The organism is Actinomyces sp. oral taxon 897, assembly GCF_002999235.1.
GTDB lineage: Bacteria > Actinomycetota > Actinomycetes > Actinomycetales > Actinomycetaceae > Actinomyces.
Genome location: NZ_CP027236.1, coordinates 2905320 through 2920610, shown reverse-complemented (window position 1 = coordinate 2920610; position 15291 = coordinate 2905320). Strand labels below are relative to the sequence as shown.

General features: G+C 71.6%; 11 protein-coding genes and 1 CRISPR repeat array. Of the genes, 5 read left to right on the top strand and 6 right to left on the bottom strand.

All coding sequences use genetic code 11. The features are described 5' to 3' along the window. Positions 1 to 40: 40 nt before the first annotated feature. Complete coding sequence (locus C3V41_RS11510; protein WP_106110367.1) at positions 41 to 847, top strand: class I SAM-dependent methyltransferase; 807 nt, start codon at positions 41 to 43, stop codon at positions 845 to 847. 150 nt (positions 848 to 997) lie between these two features. On the opposite strand, the gene C3V41_RS11505 is transcribed toward C3V41_RS11510, so the two are convergent. Further along, a complete protein-coding gene (locus C3V41_RS11505) occupies positions 998 to 1435 on the bottom strand; it encodes a cupin domain-containing protein (RefSeq protein ID WP_106110366.1) in 438 nt (145 codons plus the stop codon). A gap of 416 nt (positions 1436 to 1851) precedes the next feature. Between C3V41_RS11505 and C3V41_RS11500 the strand changes: the two genes are divergently transcribed. Continuing rightward, on the top strand, positions 1852 to 2940 hold the full coding sequence (locus tag C3V41_RS11500; RefSeq protein WP_254423593.1) for a hypothetical protein: 1089 nt from the start codon (positions 1852 to 1854) through the stop codon (positions 2938 to 2940). 1084 nt (positions 2941 to 4024) lie between these two features. Here C3V41_RS11500 and C3V41_RS11495 read toward each other — a convergent pair. Further along, on the bottom strand, positions 4025 to 4684 hold the full coding sequence (locus C3V41_RS11495; RefSeq protein ID WP_129591633.1) for a CDP-alcohol phosphatidyltransferase family protein: 660 nt from the start codon (positions 4682 to 4684) through the stop codon (positions 4025 to 4027). Between the two features lie 887 nt (positions 4685 to 5571). After that, positions 5572 to 6447, bottom strand: a complete 876-nt coding sequence (locus C3V41_RS11490; RefSeq protein WP_254423591.1) for a DUF3152 domain-containing protein — start codon at positions 6445 to 6447, stop codon at positions 5572 to 5574. Positions 6448 to 7347: 900 nt separating this feature from the next. Beyond that, positions 7348 to 8178: a CRISPR direct-repeat array (repeat unit 37 nt; unit sequence GTCTTAATGCACCTAGCGGTGCGGGGTGCTCCCTGAC). Between the two features lie 1882 nt (positions 8179 to 10060). Here C3V41_RS11490 and C3V41_RS11480 point away from each other — a divergent pair. Beyond that, complete coding sequence (locus C3V41_RS11480) at positions 10061 to 10294, top strand: ribbon-helix-helix domain-containing protein (protein ID WP_106110364.1); 234 nt, start codon at positions 10061 to 10063, stop codon at positions 10292 to 10294. Next, positions 10282 to 10629 (top strand): type II toxin-antitoxin system PemK/MazF family toxin, encoded by a 348-nt coding sequence (locus tag C3V41_RS11475; protein WP_368033268.1) that lies wholly within the window; start codon positions 10282 to 10284, stop codon positions 10627 to 10629. Before C3V41_RS11480 ends, C3V41_RS11475 begins: the two co-directional genes overlap by 13 nt. An 83-nt stretch (positions 10630 to 10712) precedes the next feature. On the opposite strand, the gene C3V41_RS11470 is transcribed toward C3V41_RS11475, so the two are convergent. Next, positions 10713 to 11834, bottom strand: coding sequence for an MFS transporter (locus C3V41_RS11470; protein ID WP_106110362.1), 1122 nt, complete (start codon positions 11832 to 11834; stop codon positions 10713 to 10715). A gap of 136 nt (positions 11835 to 11970) precedes the next feature. Here C3V41_RS11470 and C3V41_RS11465 point away from each other — a divergent pair, with 136 nt between their 5' ends. Continuing rightward, positions 11971 to 12324 (top strand): MerR family transcriptional regulator, encoded by a 354-nt coding sequence (locus C3V41_RS11465; RefSeq protein WP_106110361.1) that lies wholly within the window; start codon positions 11971 to 11973, stop codon positions 12322 to 12324. Between the two features lie 138 nt (positions 12325 to 12462). Here C3V41_RS11465 and C3V41_RS11460 read toward each other — a convergent pair whose 3' ends face one another. Then, positions 12463 to 12912 carry a nuclear transport factor 2 family protein gene (locus C3V41_RS11460; protein WP_106110360.1) on the bottom strand — a complete coding sequence of 150 codons (450 nt, stop codon included), beginning with the start codon at positions 12910 to 12912 and terminating at the stop codon, positions 12463 to 12465. Then, positions 12909 to 15275 carry a phosphoribosylformylglycinamidine synthase subunit PurL gene (gene purL / locus C3V41_RS11455; protein ID WP_106110359.1) on the bottom strand — a complete coding sequence of 789 codons (2367 nt, stop codon included), beginning with the start codon at positions 15273 to 15275 and terminating at the stop codon, positions 12909 to 12911. Before purL ends, C3V41_RS11460 begins: the two co-directional genes overlap by 4 nt. Positions 15276 to 15291: the final 16 nt, after the last annotated feature.

The window sequence follows — 15291 nt, the reverse complement described above, 5'->3', positions numbered from 1 at the left end:
CCGGGATACCGGGGACCGGCCCGCTCCTATACTCCCTGCCATGACCGCCACCCACCGCTACACCCACGGTCACTCCCCCGCCGTCCTGGCCAGCCACTCCCACCGCACCGCGGCCGACTCCGCCGCCTACCTCCTGCCCCACCTGCGCCCCGGGATGAGTCTGCTCGACGTCGGCTGCGGGCCTGCGACCGTTACCGCGGACCTGGCCGAGGCGGTCGCGCCCGGGCGTGTCGTCGCACTCGACGGCGCACCGGCGGCACTTCACGCGGCGCGAACCACCCTTACGGCACGGGGCCTGGTGGACCGCGTGGAGCTGGTCGGCGGTGACGTGCACGACCTGCCTCTGGCGGACGCCTCCTTCGACGTCGTCCACGCCCACCAGCTGCTCCAGCACGTGGCCGACCCCGTGGCCGCCCTGAGGGAGATGCGCCGGGTGGTGCGAGCGGGCGGGGTGGTGGCGGTGCGCGACTCGGTGTACTCGGCCAAGGCCTGGTACCCGCAGCCGCCCGCCCTGGAGCGCTGGCGCCAGGTCTACATGGCTACGGCGCGGGCCAACGGCGGGGAGCCCGACGCCGGCAGCCGCCTGCTGTCCTGGTCCCGCGCCGCGGGGTTCGGCCAGGTGCGGGCCTCGGCGTCGACCTGGTGCTACGCGACGCCTGAGCTGCGGGCCTGGTGGGGCGGGACCTGGGCGGAGCGCTGCCGCTCCTCCTTCGGCCCGCGGGCGGTCGAGCTGGGGCTGACCGACCCCGATGAGCTGGAGGAGATGGCGCGCGCCTGGCAGCAGTGGGCCGAGGCGGACGACGGCTGGTTCGTGGTGGTCCACGGCGAGGTCCTGGCCCGCCGGTAGCGGGACGGTCGGCGGTATCGGGGCGGCTGGCCCCCGCCGGTAGCGGGACGGCCGCCGGCGGGCCCGGGCGCCCCGCTGCGCTGGCCCCCCATCCCGCCGTCGGCAGGCGCGACGGAGATAGCCGGGCGCCCCGCTGCGCCAGCCCCCCGCTCACAGGGCCGCGTAGTCGGCGTCGTCGACCGGCTCGAGCCACTCGTTGGAGGTGTTCTCCCCCGGGACCGCGAGCGCGATGTGGGCGAACCAGGAGTCGGCCTTGGCGCCGTGGCAGTGCTTGACGCCGGCGCGGGTGAACACGACGTCGCCGGGTACCAGCGAGACGGCGTCCTTCCCCTCCTCCTGGTACCAGCCGGAGCCGGCCGTGCAGATGAGCACCTGGCCGCCGCCGCTGGTGGCGTGGTGGATGTGCCAGTTGTTGCGGCAGCCCGGCTCAAAGGTGACATTGTGCACGCCGACGGCGCACTCGGGGTCGGTCACCAGGTTCCTCAGGAAGCTGTCCCCGGTGAAGTAGCGGGCGTAGGCGGTGTTGGGCTCGCCCTTGCCGAAGACGTTCTCGGCGGCGAAGACGGACTCGTCAGCGGTGGCGGTCATGATGGTTCAGGCTCCTTAAGGCTGCGCGTGCGGCGGGCACGACGCCGTCGCGCGGGTACGACGCCGGCGCGCGGGTACGACGCCGTCGTGGCGGTCCCGCGTGCCCTGCCAGGTTAGGACCGTCCCCGGCTCCTGGGCCAGGGCCGGACGTCCTGGCGTACGTCGACCACCACATTGCCCGGAGGTTGGCCCGCAGGGCGGCGAACGGACACGCATCGCCCTGCCACGGCTACGCAACCGGCTGGGTCGACCCGCAGGGCGGCGAACGGACACGCGATCCACCTTCCCGCTGCGCCGCCTCGGGATTGCCCCGCAGGCCGGCCTGCCGGACGTCCTGGCGCGTGTCGACCACCATCACACCCGGGACGCACCGCCAACTGGCCACCTGGAGCGCCGCGATCTGGCACCCTGCCGGTGTGCCTTCCTCTCTCCACGCCGCCCTGGCGCGCACCCTGACCGCACGCTCTGTCCTGGACCGACCGCTCACCCGCCGTCACCGTATCGACGCCTCCCAGCTCCGTGCCCTCGCGGGCGTGGCCCGCTGCGGGGACCTGGGGGCGCGCAAGGTGCTCGAACTACCCGCACTGGCCGACCTGGCCGCGACGACGGCCTCCCAGCTGCGCCTGCCCGACGGCGCCGGGTGGAGGCTGGGCCAGGCACTCGGGCACGCCCTGGAGCAGGGGGTACGACTATGGCTGTGCGAGGTGCCGGCCGAGGCGGTGCCCCTGATTGAGCGCACGCTCGGGGAAGGGCTGGTCCACCTGGTGTCGCTGCCCGAGCCCGACGGCGTCGGCGTCGAGCTCGGCGACGTGCCCGCCGCGGCCGCCCCCGCGCCCGACGGAACGGTGGTCATCGCCTTAAGCCCCCTGGCGCTGCTCCTGGCGCTGGCCGACGGAGGGGTCGAGTCGCACCGCTACCTGCGTACGGTGCTGGTGGGCCTGGACACCCTGCGCTGCCCGGCCCGGGCGGTCCGGGCGCTGGAGCGCGTGGGCGTGGGGGTGGTCCAGCGACCGCAGGCGCTGCGCCTGGTGCGCAACCCGGTGGCGCTGGCCTACCTGGTGGTGTTCGTGTACTCCTCCCTGCGGGCCCTGCCGGTGGCCTTCGTCCCCGGCTTCCAGGGGCGGGTGTGGGTGCTGTGGCTGCTCGACGTCCTCACCGCCGTGCCCTACACCTGGGGCATTGTGGAGATGGTGGCCGGGCGCCGGATCCGTCACCGGCTCCTGGGGCTGGCGGTCACGATAGTGACCTTTGTCATTCCTTATGTGTACTTCTGGTCCACGGGCCGCGACTACCCGACGGGCGTGATCGTGACCATCGTGGCCATGGTCCTGGGCACGATCGCCCTGGAGGGGGCGCGGTGGTGGCGTGACCACCTCATTGTCCAGGGCCTGGAAGGGGCGGAGCGGGCGGGCGCAAGCCGGGTGACCCTGCCGGTCCGGGCCCCGCTCACCGACCTCAACCTCGCTCCGGGCGGCGCCCACAGGCCCGAGAACGCACTCGCCTAGCCTCGCGGTGAGTTCACTCACCCCGGCGTCCACCCAGCCTCGCGGCAGGCCGCCCACCGACACCCACCCCTCTCTTCCCTGTCCGCGAGAACGGTACTTATTGCTCGCGAGAACGGTACTTGTTCGTCGTGAGAACGGTACTTATTGTTCGTGAGAACGGGGGGTGCTCGCAGTGGTCCTGCCTGGGCTGGTTGGTGGGTGCGGGTCGGGGCGGGTGTGCCGGGTGCCGGCGCCCGCAGCGGGTGGCGGTGGGCGGGCTCGTCCCAGGGGCACCAGGCCCCGCCTGCCCTGTCGCTGTGTCTGCGCGTCGGGCTGGGTTGAGGCGCCCTGGCGGACGGCCCCAGGGCAACCCAGGGGGCGTGCCTGCGCGTCGGGGCCGAGTGGAGGTGAACGCGCCCTGGGGCAGGTAGACACCATCTCACGGGCACGGACGCGCTTCCGTGCTGGTAAACGCTAGTTAGAACGGCGTCCACCCGACCTAGAGCGCGTTCACCAGCCTCAGAGCGCGTTCACCAGCCTCAGGGCACGTTCACCTGAGGGCGCGCGAGCCCAGTTATCCGGTGCCAACGCCCGCAGTACGGTCGGGACCGTGGGGAGGGCGGCTAGAACGGTCGGTCACGGGCAGGCCGGTCCGGCAGCAACCCGACCCACCATCCCGGCGGGGGCGGCCTGAGGCGTGGGACCCACCACAGCGGCCAGCCCCCGCCGACGACGCAGACGGCCAGGCGGCCGTCGTCCCCTAGGGGCCAGCAGCACGTCAGCACAGGTCACGAGGACCTCCAGGAAGGCGACGCAGACGCGCCAACCCACACCCCGGCCGAAGACCCCCCTCAACCCAACCACCCACAACGTCCACGACAAGACACGCCAGACACCAGGCCGGGAACCCCCAACCCAACCACCTAGAGAAGCACAACCAGGACACGTCACCCACGGTCACAGGCCTAACAACGAGCACCGCCCGTTCTCACGACGAACAAGTACCGTTCTCGCGACGAATAAGTACCGTTCTCACGGAAGGGCAGGGCGGCGGCCCCTAACCAGCCCCCGCCCTGCCCCTACCGGGAGAGGCCGGGTGGTCAGGCTAGTCCTCGTCCTGCCGCCCCCGGACCGAGCGCAGCACGCCGACGACCAGGAGCCACAGCCCACCCCCCACGGACAGCGCCACCGCCACCGCCGGCCGCTGCGGGTGGACGGCGACCAGCCAGGCGGTCCCGACCATCCACCCGAGCACTGCGAGGAGGTTGAGCGCCCGGAAGCGCCTCACGCGGGCGGGGTGGACGTAGTAGGTCGGAATGAGGGTGAGGACCACCAGGACCACCGTCCCGGCCACGTTGAGCCAGCCGGGGCTCCCCAGCACCCACATCATGACGGCGACAATGTTCCAGGCCGCGGGGAAGCCCACGAAGTAGTTGTCGCCGGACTTCTCCCCCTCGTTGGCGTAGCAGAACATCGAGGAGACCAGGATCACGATAAGGAGGGTGCCAGCCACCGGCCTGGGCCCCATGGGCAGCTTGAGGTACATAAACAGCGCCGGGATAAAGGTCCAGGTGAGGTAGTCGATAATGATGTCCAGCACACTGCCGTCGAACCAGGGGACGACCTCCTTGACCCGCACGCGGCGGGCGAAGGTCCCGTCAACGCCGTCGACGACCAGGGCGAAGGCGAGCCACAGCCACATCCAGGCGATCTGGTCGTGGTTCATGGCCAGCAGCGCCAAGGTCGCGAAGGCCAGCCCGGACATGGTGAAGGCGTGCACCCCCCAGGCAAGGAGCCGTTGCGACAGGGGGGCCGGGGTGGCGGGCAGGGGGGATTCAGGGGTGGGAGGCACGATCAACCTTCTTGAGAAGCGACGGGAATATAAGGGCAGGGGCCCCGACGGCGCTACCCCACGAGGGAGCCGCACCCGGAGCCGGTCCGCGGGATGCGGCCCCACGCTCTAAGCATATTCACAGCCTCGGCCACGGGGCCGTGAGCCCCGGGCGACGCACCGCCCGGCCAGGACTCCGTCGGCATGGCCCGGGACAACCGCCCCAAAGCACGTCGCGAAGGTCGAGGCGCCAGCAAGGCTCGGCCCGGGAGCCCTCGCCCCTGCCCGGAGGCGCGCCCCGGCTGGGAGCCAGCCTGGCCCCTGGGGTGCCGGGTTCCTCCCGGGCCGGTGCCCCAGAAGCACGCCCTGGGAGCGCACCACCCCGGAGGCGCGCCCGGGAACCCTCGCCCCTGCCCGGAGGCGCGCCCGAGGACACACCCCGGCCGGGAGCCAGCCTGGCCCCTGGAATACCCGAGTTCCTCCCGGGCCACCGCCCCGCGCAAGGAGCACAGGTCCGCCCAGGCAGGGCGGGCAGTCTACGTGGCGCAGTGGCGGCCAGGAGCAGCCGGTCCGGTCTCCCGGGCGGCAGGCGGGCCACAGCCACGTCCGCGTCCTGCTCGATGGCCCCGGACTCGGTCTCCCGGGCGGCAGGCGGGCCACGGCCTCACCCCGGGAGGGCATCCTCCAGTGCCGGCGCTGGTGCCGGGTGGGCGGTCCGTGCCGCACCCCCAGGAGGGCCTCACGCGGGCACGCCGGAATCGCCGCCGGGGGCGTGCCGCACCCCCCGCCCCCAGGAAGGCCTCGGCCGCCCCAGGGCGCGCTCAGGAGGCCTGGTTGTCCTGGGTGGGCCAGCCGTTGGCCGTGCAGCCTCCCTCACGGGTGCGGCTCTGCTGGGCCATGGTGGGCGACTTCAGGCCGGGCCCGGCGCAGAACTCGTGCTCGTGGCCCAGGAAGTGGCCGACCTCGTGGTTAATGACGTAGATACGGTAGGAGTCCACGTCCGGGAAGGTGGGGGACCCGTAGCTCCAGCGGTCGGAGTTGAGGACCACGTTGTCGCCGTTGCGGCAGTTCCACATGCTGATCGTCTGCAGGGGGGCGCACAGCGTGTCCACCATTGGCGGGGAGGCAATAGACAGGGTGAAGTCCGCCATGTCGGGGTCACTGACCTGCTCGAAGGAGACCCCCTCCACAGTGCGCCAGCCGCGGTCGTCGTTGAGGACGCCCTGGATGGTGGCGGCCGCCGTCGCGCCGTCCACCCCGGTGCCGCCCTCGACCCGCAGAACGTAGCGGTAGACCGTGGCGGCCCCCGGTTGGGAGGGTGGTACCGGGTCGGTGAGGGTCCAGGTCCCGTCCCCGACGACGTCACTGTGGGCGAATCCCTTGTCGTCGGTCCGGGGGCCAGGGCTCGGCGTGGTCCCGGGGTCGGGTGCGGCGGAGGCCGCGACGTCGGCCGTGGCGGGAGCCGGGGTGCCGACCGCGTCCGCCTGGGGCTGCGCCGTGGTGCCGGGGTCAGCGGGGACGGTGGCCTGGGTGTCCTCGTCGCCTCCGACCCAGGCGCGCACGCTGAGGCCGACGAGCGCGACGACGGCCAGGAGCACCGTAAGGACGAGGAGCGCCCGGGGCCAGGACCAGGGGCGACGGTCCGTCTGCCCTGCCGGCCGGTCGTCGCCCGGGGTAGTCGTCTCTGAGGCGGTCATCTCTGAGGTGGTCGGCTCCGGGGCGTGGCCGGTGCGCGCCTGGGTCGGGCGCCTGTCCCGGCCTGTCATGGGGCGGACGGGTCGGCGTGGGGGGTGCGGGAAGGATGGGGGCATGGCCGCATCGTAGGCGCCTGCACCCGATGGCGCCCAACGTCGGCGCACTCTGCCGGGGCGCCAGCTGGCCTACGGATCCCGGTCCAGGGTCAGAAGGAGGTTCTCTGGTGCTGCCTGGTGTTGGACCTGGTCCCCGTACGTGTTCCACGAGGTTCCGGTCGGGTGCTTATAGCGTGAACAGGAGCGAACAGGGGCGCAGCTGGCCCGGACCTACCAGTCTCGGGCCACTGGCCCGGACCCGTACTCCCGGGCCCGTACTAGCGCGACCGAATGCTCCCCTGGGGCGGGTGGTGAGCCGCGTTGTTGCCCGGTCCGGGGTCTGCGCGAGGCCACCACCACGACCCCTGCGCCCCGCACCGCCTCACCACCTGGTCCGGGACCCGCCCTGGGGTGAGGAGGGGGGAGTACGCAGGGCCCTGGTCGCAGCGGGTGGCCTGCCTCGCCTCGGGAGGAGGCTATACGCGGCGGTTATGCACGGCCCCGGTGGTGGCGGGCGGACAGTTCTGTCGCAATCTGAGGATCAGAGCCGACCCCACACTGTTTTCATCTTTGTGCGCCCAATGTCCACGCAGGTCAGGGGCCTGGACCTCGACGCGGGCGAGAGTGGCCCTCGTTCTGATCCTCAGATTGCGACACGCACACAAAACCGGGCCAGCAGACAGACGGCAGACTGCACAGGACACCGCATAAACCTATCCAGATTCGCGCAGGAGGAAGCTAGAGAGCCCCGCGGTGCGGGGTGCTCCCTGACCTGTCGAGGGGGCGAGCTTCAGCTCTTTTGAGCTGGTCTTAATGCACCTAGCGGTGCGGGGTGCTCCCTGACGCGACCCCCGCGACGCCGAGCCCGCTGGCGACCCGTCTTAATGCACCTAGCGGTGCGGGGTGCTCCCTGACACCATCATCATTTTTGTCATTCTCATCCTTTCCAGCCTTAATGCACCTAGCGGTGCGGGGTGCTCCCTGACCACCCAGGAGCTGCGGCGCCCCGCGCTGGGGGCTGGGTCTTAATGCACCTAGCGGTGCGGGGTGCTCCCTGACTTTGCGGCCGGGCACCTGGCGGACGGGGCTGACACGTCTTAATGCACCTAGCGGTGCGGGGTGCTCCCTGACTGGCTCGCTGCTGGTGGGAGGACCCGCTGATGATCACGTCTTAATGCACCTAGCGGTGCGGGGTGCTCCCTGACTGAGAGGACGAGAGAGATGACGCAGATCATGGATCGTCTTAATGCACCTAGCGGTGCGGGGTGCTCCCTGACGCCGCGTGCCTCTGCCGCTGGCCGTGGCCGAGGAGTCTTAATGCACCTAGCGGTGCGGGGTGCTCCCTGACCGTCCCGGCCTCGTGCCGGTGGGGCCGTGTGCCGGGGTCTTAATGCACCTAGCGGTGCGGGGTGCTCCCTGACGATGTCATCTCCTTTGACGATGTCCTTAGCCACCTGTCTTAATGCACCTAGCGGTGCGGGGTGCTCCCTGACCGCTGCGGGCGACCTGCCCCGGGAGACCCCCGTCATGTCTTAATGCACCTAGCGGTGCGGGGTGCTCCCTGACGATGTCATCTCCTTTGACGATGTCCTTAGCCACCTGTCTTAATGCACCTAGCGGTGCGGGGTGCTCCCTGACCCCTGCCTCTGGGAGCCGCGTGATTGCAACGTTTCCAGGGGCTGGATCGCCACCGGCCTGTGGAGGCCCTTCCGGAGGTGGCCGGAACGGGTCCATTTCTACCACCTTTCGTTGGTATGACGCCACTCGCCACCGACGGCCCCGGGAGCGGATCCGGCGCCGGCTTTGGACGAGACCATGCGGAAAAGTGGCAGTCAGGAGGGGTGTCCCGCACCACACTGGTGGTGACCAAAGTCACATATTTGATCAACCTCAACCCTGCGGGCACCCGCACGTGCGCCCCCTCCCCTCACCAGATCCCCCGGTACAGGCCCCCGTCGTCGAGCGCGGGCGCCGTGCCGTAGACCTCCACCCGTCCCGCACAGGAGACGCATCTTCCCGTATCCGACCCGCCAGAGGGCGGAGTCCCACTCCCTCCCGAACAGGACACAAGACAGAGACGGACCACGTCATTAGGCTCCTCAGCACAGCACCAGAACAAACCCTCATCGTGAACCCACTTATACGGGGCAGATCAGACGTCAGGAGGAGCCTCTCCGCATATGACTCAAGGGTGGCCTCTCGGATACCGTCCTGTGCCACCCCTGCCCCCACGAACAAAATAGTAGCACGCGCCCCCCACCCGCACCAGTACACCCAGGAGACGCCCCGGTCCCCACAACTAGATCGCGTTCCGTTCACACCGTACGTGATCGCGTCCCTGCGGGAGCCAGTCACGGACACCCGTTCTCAGCACGAACAAGTACCGTTCTCACGACGAATAAGTACCGTTCTCGCGAGTGTCGCAAGACCAGGTCAACGGGCCTGCGGAAGACCTCCCCCAGACAGTCGGCAAGATCCTCGACCGCCCAGCTAAGAGCGCACCCCGGCCTCAGCGTGCGCATTAGACCTCCAGGCGCGCGGCACCATAGCTGTCAATACAGCTCGACCACACGCGGAGCATCGACCAGCTTCTCCACGCGGCCGAGCATGCGAATATCGTCGGTACGGGACAAGACGCACTGGCCCCCCACCCCGTCGGCTCACCACGGCTCTGGGACGCAGTCGACCTCGCCCTGGCCGCCACGGGCGGCACCATCTCCTACGTGGCGGAGCTGCCCCCTCCACCACTTCACCCAGGCCGCCACGGGCGGGACCCTGCTGTCGGACACCCGGCTCGCACACGGTCGCGGACCCGGGACCCCGCCGGTGCGACCCCTTGCTACCCGGCTCGGCCCGCGACGCGCTAATTGCTTCCCAGTGGTGCAAGGGGCGCCCGGCTCGGCCGCGCCCTCATTGCACGAAGTGGGCCCCTCAGTGGGCACCCCCGTCCGCGCCCGGCTCGGCCGTCCGCTGCGCCTCCACCTGGGGCGGCGTGACCGGCACCCGCGCCCGTACCCGGGGCTTGGCCCAGGGTGGACAGGATGGACTGCCCGGCGGCGTCGGCCCGGCTCAGCCCCACCCCTACCAAGACCGTCTCAAGGCGGCTCAGCCCCTCCCACCCGCGCCCGGCTCGGCCCGCAGGCAGCCCTGGACACCTCCTTCCGCCTGACCTGGGCTCGCCAGTACCACGACTCCTCCATCCGTAGGTGAACGCCTTCCTCAGTAGGTGAACGCTCTCCTCAGTAGGTGAACGCGCTTTCGGTTATATGAACGCCGCTTAGGGTGGCGCTCATATAGCTTTAAGCGCGTTCACCCGCGGGACAGCGCGTTCACCCGAGAGGAGGGGCGCGACGTCGGGCCGGGGCCGCCCAGCAGACTCACCACCGACAAGGAAGGCAGGACGCCGGCCGGTCGCGGGGGCTGGACCAGGAGGCAGGCTCACCACCGACAAGGAGGGCAGGGCCGCCAGCAGCTTGGCACAACCCGCCCTAGAAACGGTAATACCGGTTATACTCCCAGCGTGAAGACCGCGATCTCCGTTCCCGACCCGCTTTTCCACAAGGCTGAACAGCTCGCACGCCGCCTGGGGTGGAGCAGGTCGCAGCTCTACGCTCAAGCGGTCCGTGAGCTCATTGCCCGTCAGGGTGACGACCCGGTGACCGCTGCGCTCAATGACCTGGCAGACGAGATGGGCGCCGAGACACCGCCCTCGGCCGGGCGCGCGCTCATCCAGGCAGGAGCGTGGGAGTGGTAGCCCGGGGCGAGATCTGGTGGGCCGACTTCAGCGAGCCGGTGGGCTCAGAACCCGAATACCTACGTCCAGCCCTCATTATCTCCTCCGACCGCTTTAACCAGTCACACATTTCCACGGTTATCGTTTCTGCGATCACCAGCAACATGCGCCTGGCCGCGGCACCGGGCAATGTCGAACTCGAGCGGGGAGAAGGAGGTGTGCCGAAGGACTGCGTCGTGAACGTGTCGCAGACGCTCGTCGTGGACCGTTCCAGGCTGGTCGACCCCGTTGGCACCCTGCCCGCCCACCTCCTGGCACGGGTCGATGACGGGCTGCGGCTGGTCCTGGGGCTCTGACCACGACGCGGGGGCTCGGTACCCCCGCCCGCGCCCGGCTCGGCCTCACCCTTGCCAAGACCGTCTCACCGCCTCAAGGCGGCTCAGCCCCTCCCGCCCGGCTCGGCCCGCAAGCAGCCCGAGGCCGCCCACAGCCCGAGCGCGCCGCTGGTGGTCGCCAGCGCCAACAGGCTCACCCCCCAGAAGGAGGGCAGGGCCGCCAGCAGCGGGCCGCCGACAATGCCCGCGAGGGTCGAGCCGGCGTACATGAGCACGCTGGCCAACGCCGAGACCGTCCCGCGCGCCGAGGTGGTCAGGGCCTGGAGCAGGTTCATCATGACGGGGAAGAGCACGCCGCCCACGGTGAAGGCCCCGGCGAGCAGGGCGACGCCCACCCAGCGGGTCGGGCTGGCCGCGACCACCGCGTAGATGAGGAGGTAGCAGACCGAGCCGCCCAGCAGGGCGCGCCCCTGGCCCGCTCGCCGCACGACCCGCGGCCCGATCAGGGCGCCGACGGTGTTACCGGCCCCGAGCACGATCATGGCCCTGGCGATACCGGCCTGGTCCAGGTGGAAGTCGCGGGCGAACCAGGTGGCGGCAAAGGACAGGACGGCGAAGTTGCCCACCTGGAACACGAGGTAGGCCCCGAAGCGCCCCAGGGCGCGCGGCGTGCGGGCCAGGGCCGCGTACTGGGCCAGGAGCCCTGTGCGCACCGTGCCGCCGTGCGGGGGCACAGCCGGGAACCACCGCCACAGCGCCGCGGTGACCAGGGCGCCGCCGGCCCCGACGACGACAAACGGGTCGGAGGTCGAGCGCACCGCCAGCAGGCTCCCGGCCGGCACGCCCAGGAGCTGGGCGATGGTCAGGCCCGCCGTCGCCGTCGCCATGCCCGGGACGACCCGCTCCCTGGGCATGACCTGGGCGATCGTGGCCCAGATCTGCGGGGAGGCGACCGCGGCGGCGACGCCGGCCGCCAGGCGCAGCCCCAGCATGGAGGTGAAGGACCAGGCCAGCCCGGTCGCGGCGGTGGCCACCGAGAACGCCGCCATCCCGGCCACCAGGGCCGTCAGGCAGTAGCCGACCGCGTAGGCCGAGACCATCCAGCCGGCGCGCGCGGGCGGGACGGCGAAGCGCGCGGACAGGGCGGGCAGCAGCGGGGCGACCAGGAAGGTGTCCGTCCCCACCAGGAGCATGACGGCGAAGGACAGTGCGGGAACACGTCTCATGGGAGCCTTTCCGCACGGACCGGGCGGCCCGTGCGGAAGGACGTTAAACTCTGACACTAGTGTCAAGGTCAAGACCGCGGCGACGAACCGCGGCGGGGACAAGGGGACGAGAGGACAAGGTGACGAGGGAGGGCGCGTGAGGATCGGGGACTTTGCGGCCCGCGCCGGCCTGACGGCGCGCCAGGTCCGCCACTACAGCGACGTCGGCCTGCTGCCGGCGGCACGGCTGGGCAACGGCTACCGCGACTACGACCCGGCCGACGTGGGGCGGGCCCGCCGCGTGCACGCCCTCATCGCGGTGGGGCTGAGCTGTGAGCAGGTGCTGCCGCTGGTCGGCTGCCTGGGCAGCGACGAGGCCGCCGCCTGCCCGGCCACCAGGGCCGCCCTGGCCGCCCAGCTCGCCGCCGTCGAGGAGCGGATCGAGCGCCTGGAGGCCGCCCGCCGCCTCCTGCGTGAGCGGCTCGACGCGCCCGCGCGGTCACGCCCGTGACGGGGACTGATACGGCAGAGCTGAGGCCGGGCCATCTGCCGTGCGCGCGGTCGCGCCCGTGACGGCAACCGAGCTGGGTCCTCGGCGTGGCGGCCCGATACGCCCGCGCTCACCGGGTCGCGCCTTAGGCGCCGCGCCTCACGCCGCCGGAACGGCCTCGCCGTCCCAGTCCGGCCCGGCTCCGAGCAGGAACTCCCACTCGCGCACGACCACTCCCCCGGAGAGCTCGAAGACGTCCAGGGAGCGGCGCCCCTCGGAGTCGACGAGCAGGGTGGCGACCACCCGGCCGTCCGCGGACTCAATGGACTGGTGCACGCGGAAGCGCGCGTCGGACCCGGCGTAGGCCGCTCTCACGGCGCGCACGTAGTCCTCGCGCCCGGCGACCGTGCGCCCGGCAACCGTCCACGCCACGTCCGGGTGGAGGAAGCCCGCGTAGGCCTCCCAGTCCCTGCCGTTCTCGGCCTCGAAGAACGCCTCCAGGGTCTCGCGCGGCCGCGCAGGGACGCGGCTCTCCCCGCTGGGCCCGGCGTCGGGCCCAGCAGGCGCGACGGCATCGGGCCCGCCCTGGCCGCCCCCGGCACCGCTCACCCGAACAGCGCGGGCAGGGTGGCCTCCACGCTCTCGCGCAGCTCGGCCAGGTCCAGTACCAGCGGGCGCCCGGCCCCTCCGTCGGCCAGCAGGTCGGTGCCGGTGACCACGAGCAGGTCCCCCCCGGTGGTGCCCAGGCGGGCCCAGGCCACGTCCTCGGCGTCGGCGGCCGCCTGGACGGCGGGCAGCAGGGCCTCGGGGACGGCCACGACCGCCCGCGCCCCGGACTCGGAGAACAGGGCGGTGAAGTCGTCCACCTCCTCGGACTCCACGCCGGTGAGGTCCACGCTGGCCCCCACCCCGAAGCGCAGGCAGGCGTCCACGAGGGTCTGGATGAGCCCGCCGTCGGAGCAGTCGTGGGCGGCGCGCAGGAGCGGGGAGCCGTCCGGGGCGCTGGCCCCGGACAGGGCCGTGAGTACCCGCCCCAGGGCCGCCTCGGCGTCCAGGTCCACCTGCGGGGGCATGCCACCGAGGTGGTCGTGGACCACGCGGGCCCAGGCCGAGCCGTCCAGCTCCGCGCGCGTGGTCCCCAGCGCCACGACGGCCAGGCCCTCCTGGCGCCAGCCCGAGGGGTTGGCGCGGCGCACGTCGTCCATGACCCCCAGGACGCACACCACCGGGGTGGGGTTGATGGAGGAGTCGGGCAGGCCCTTGACCGCCCCGTGGGAGTTGTACAGGGAGACGTTGCCGCCGGTGACGGGCACGCCCATGGCCCGGCAGGCGTCGGCCAGGCCGGTGACGGCCTCCACCAGCTGCCACATGGCGTCGGGGTCCTCCGGGGAGCCGAAGTTGAGGCAGTCGGAGACCGCCAGGGGGCGGGCGCCCACGGTGCACACGTTGCGGTAGGACTCGGCCAGGGCCTGGGCCGCCCCGGTGGCGGGGTCGAGCTTGGTGAAGCGCCCGTTGGCGTCGGTGGAGATGGCCACCCCGCGGCAGGTGGCCTCGTCCACGCGGACCACGCCGGCGTCGTCGGGCTGGGACAGGGCGGTGTTGCCCCGCACGAACCGGTCGTACTGGCTGGTGACCCAGGTGGTGGAGGCCTGGTTGGGGCTGGTGACCACGGCGCGCACCTGCTCACCGAGCGCCGCGGCGGTGGCGGGACGCTCCAGGCGGTCGGTGGTGTCGGCGTTGAGGGCGTCCTGCCAGGAGGGGCGGGCGTAAGGGCGCTCGTAGGTGGGCCCCTCGTGGGCCACGGTGCGCGGGTCCACGTCCACGATCCGCTCCCCGAAGTGGTCGATGGTCAGCCGCCCTGAGGCGTTGACCTCCCCGATGACGCTCGCCTCGACGTCCCACTTGTCGATCACCGCCATGAACTCCCCCAGCCTCTCGGGGGCGACGACGGCCATCATGCGCTCCTGGGACTCGCTCATGAGGATCTCCCCGGCACTCAGGCTGGGGTCGCGCAGGAGGACCTTCTCCAGGTCCACGTGCATGCCGCCGTCGCCGTTGGAGGCCAGCTCGGACGTGGCGCAGGAGATGCCGGCGGCCCCCAGGTCCTGGATGCCCAGGACGAGCCCGGCGGCGAAGAGCTCCAGGCAGCACTCAATGAGGACCTTCTCCATAAAGGGGTCGCCCACCTGGACGGATGGCCGCTTGGCGGGCACGCCGTCCTCGAAGGACTCCGAGGCCAGGATGGAGGCCCCGCCGATGCCGTCCCCGCCGGTGCGCGCCCCGAAGAGCACCACCTTGTTGCCCGCCCCGCTGGCGTTGGCCAGGTGGATGTCCTCGTGGCGCAGCACGCCCACGCACAGGGCGTTGACCAGCGGGTTGCCCTGGTAGGAGGGGTCGAACTCGGTCTCACCGCCGATATTGGGCAGGCCCAGGCAGTTGCCGTAGCCGCCCACCCCGGCCACCACGCCGTGGACCACGCGGGCGGTGTCGGGGTGGTCGGGGGCGCCGAAGCGCAGCTGGTCCATGACGGCCACGGGCCGGGCGCCCATGGAGATAATGTCGCGCACGATCCCGCCCACGCCGGTGGCGGCCCCCTGGTAGGGCTCCACGTAGCTGGGGTGGTTGTGGGACTCGACCTTGTAGGTCACCGCCCAGCCGTCGCCAATGTCGACCACCCCGGCGTTCTGCCCCATGCCCACCAGCAGGTGGGCGCGCATCTGGGGGGTGGTCTTGTCCGCGAACTGGCGCAGGTGGATCTTGGAGGACTTGTAGGAGCAGTGCTCAGACCACATGACCGAGTACATGGCCAGCTCGGCGGCCGTGGGACGACGCCCCAGGAGCCTCCTGATGTCCTCGTACTCCTGCTGCTTGAGCCCCAGGTCCTTCCACGGCATCTCCCGCTCGGGGGTGGCCGCGGCGTCCTGGACGGTGTCCGGGGGGACGACGGCAGTGGTCTGGGTGGTGGGCGCCATAGGTGCTCCTGAACGT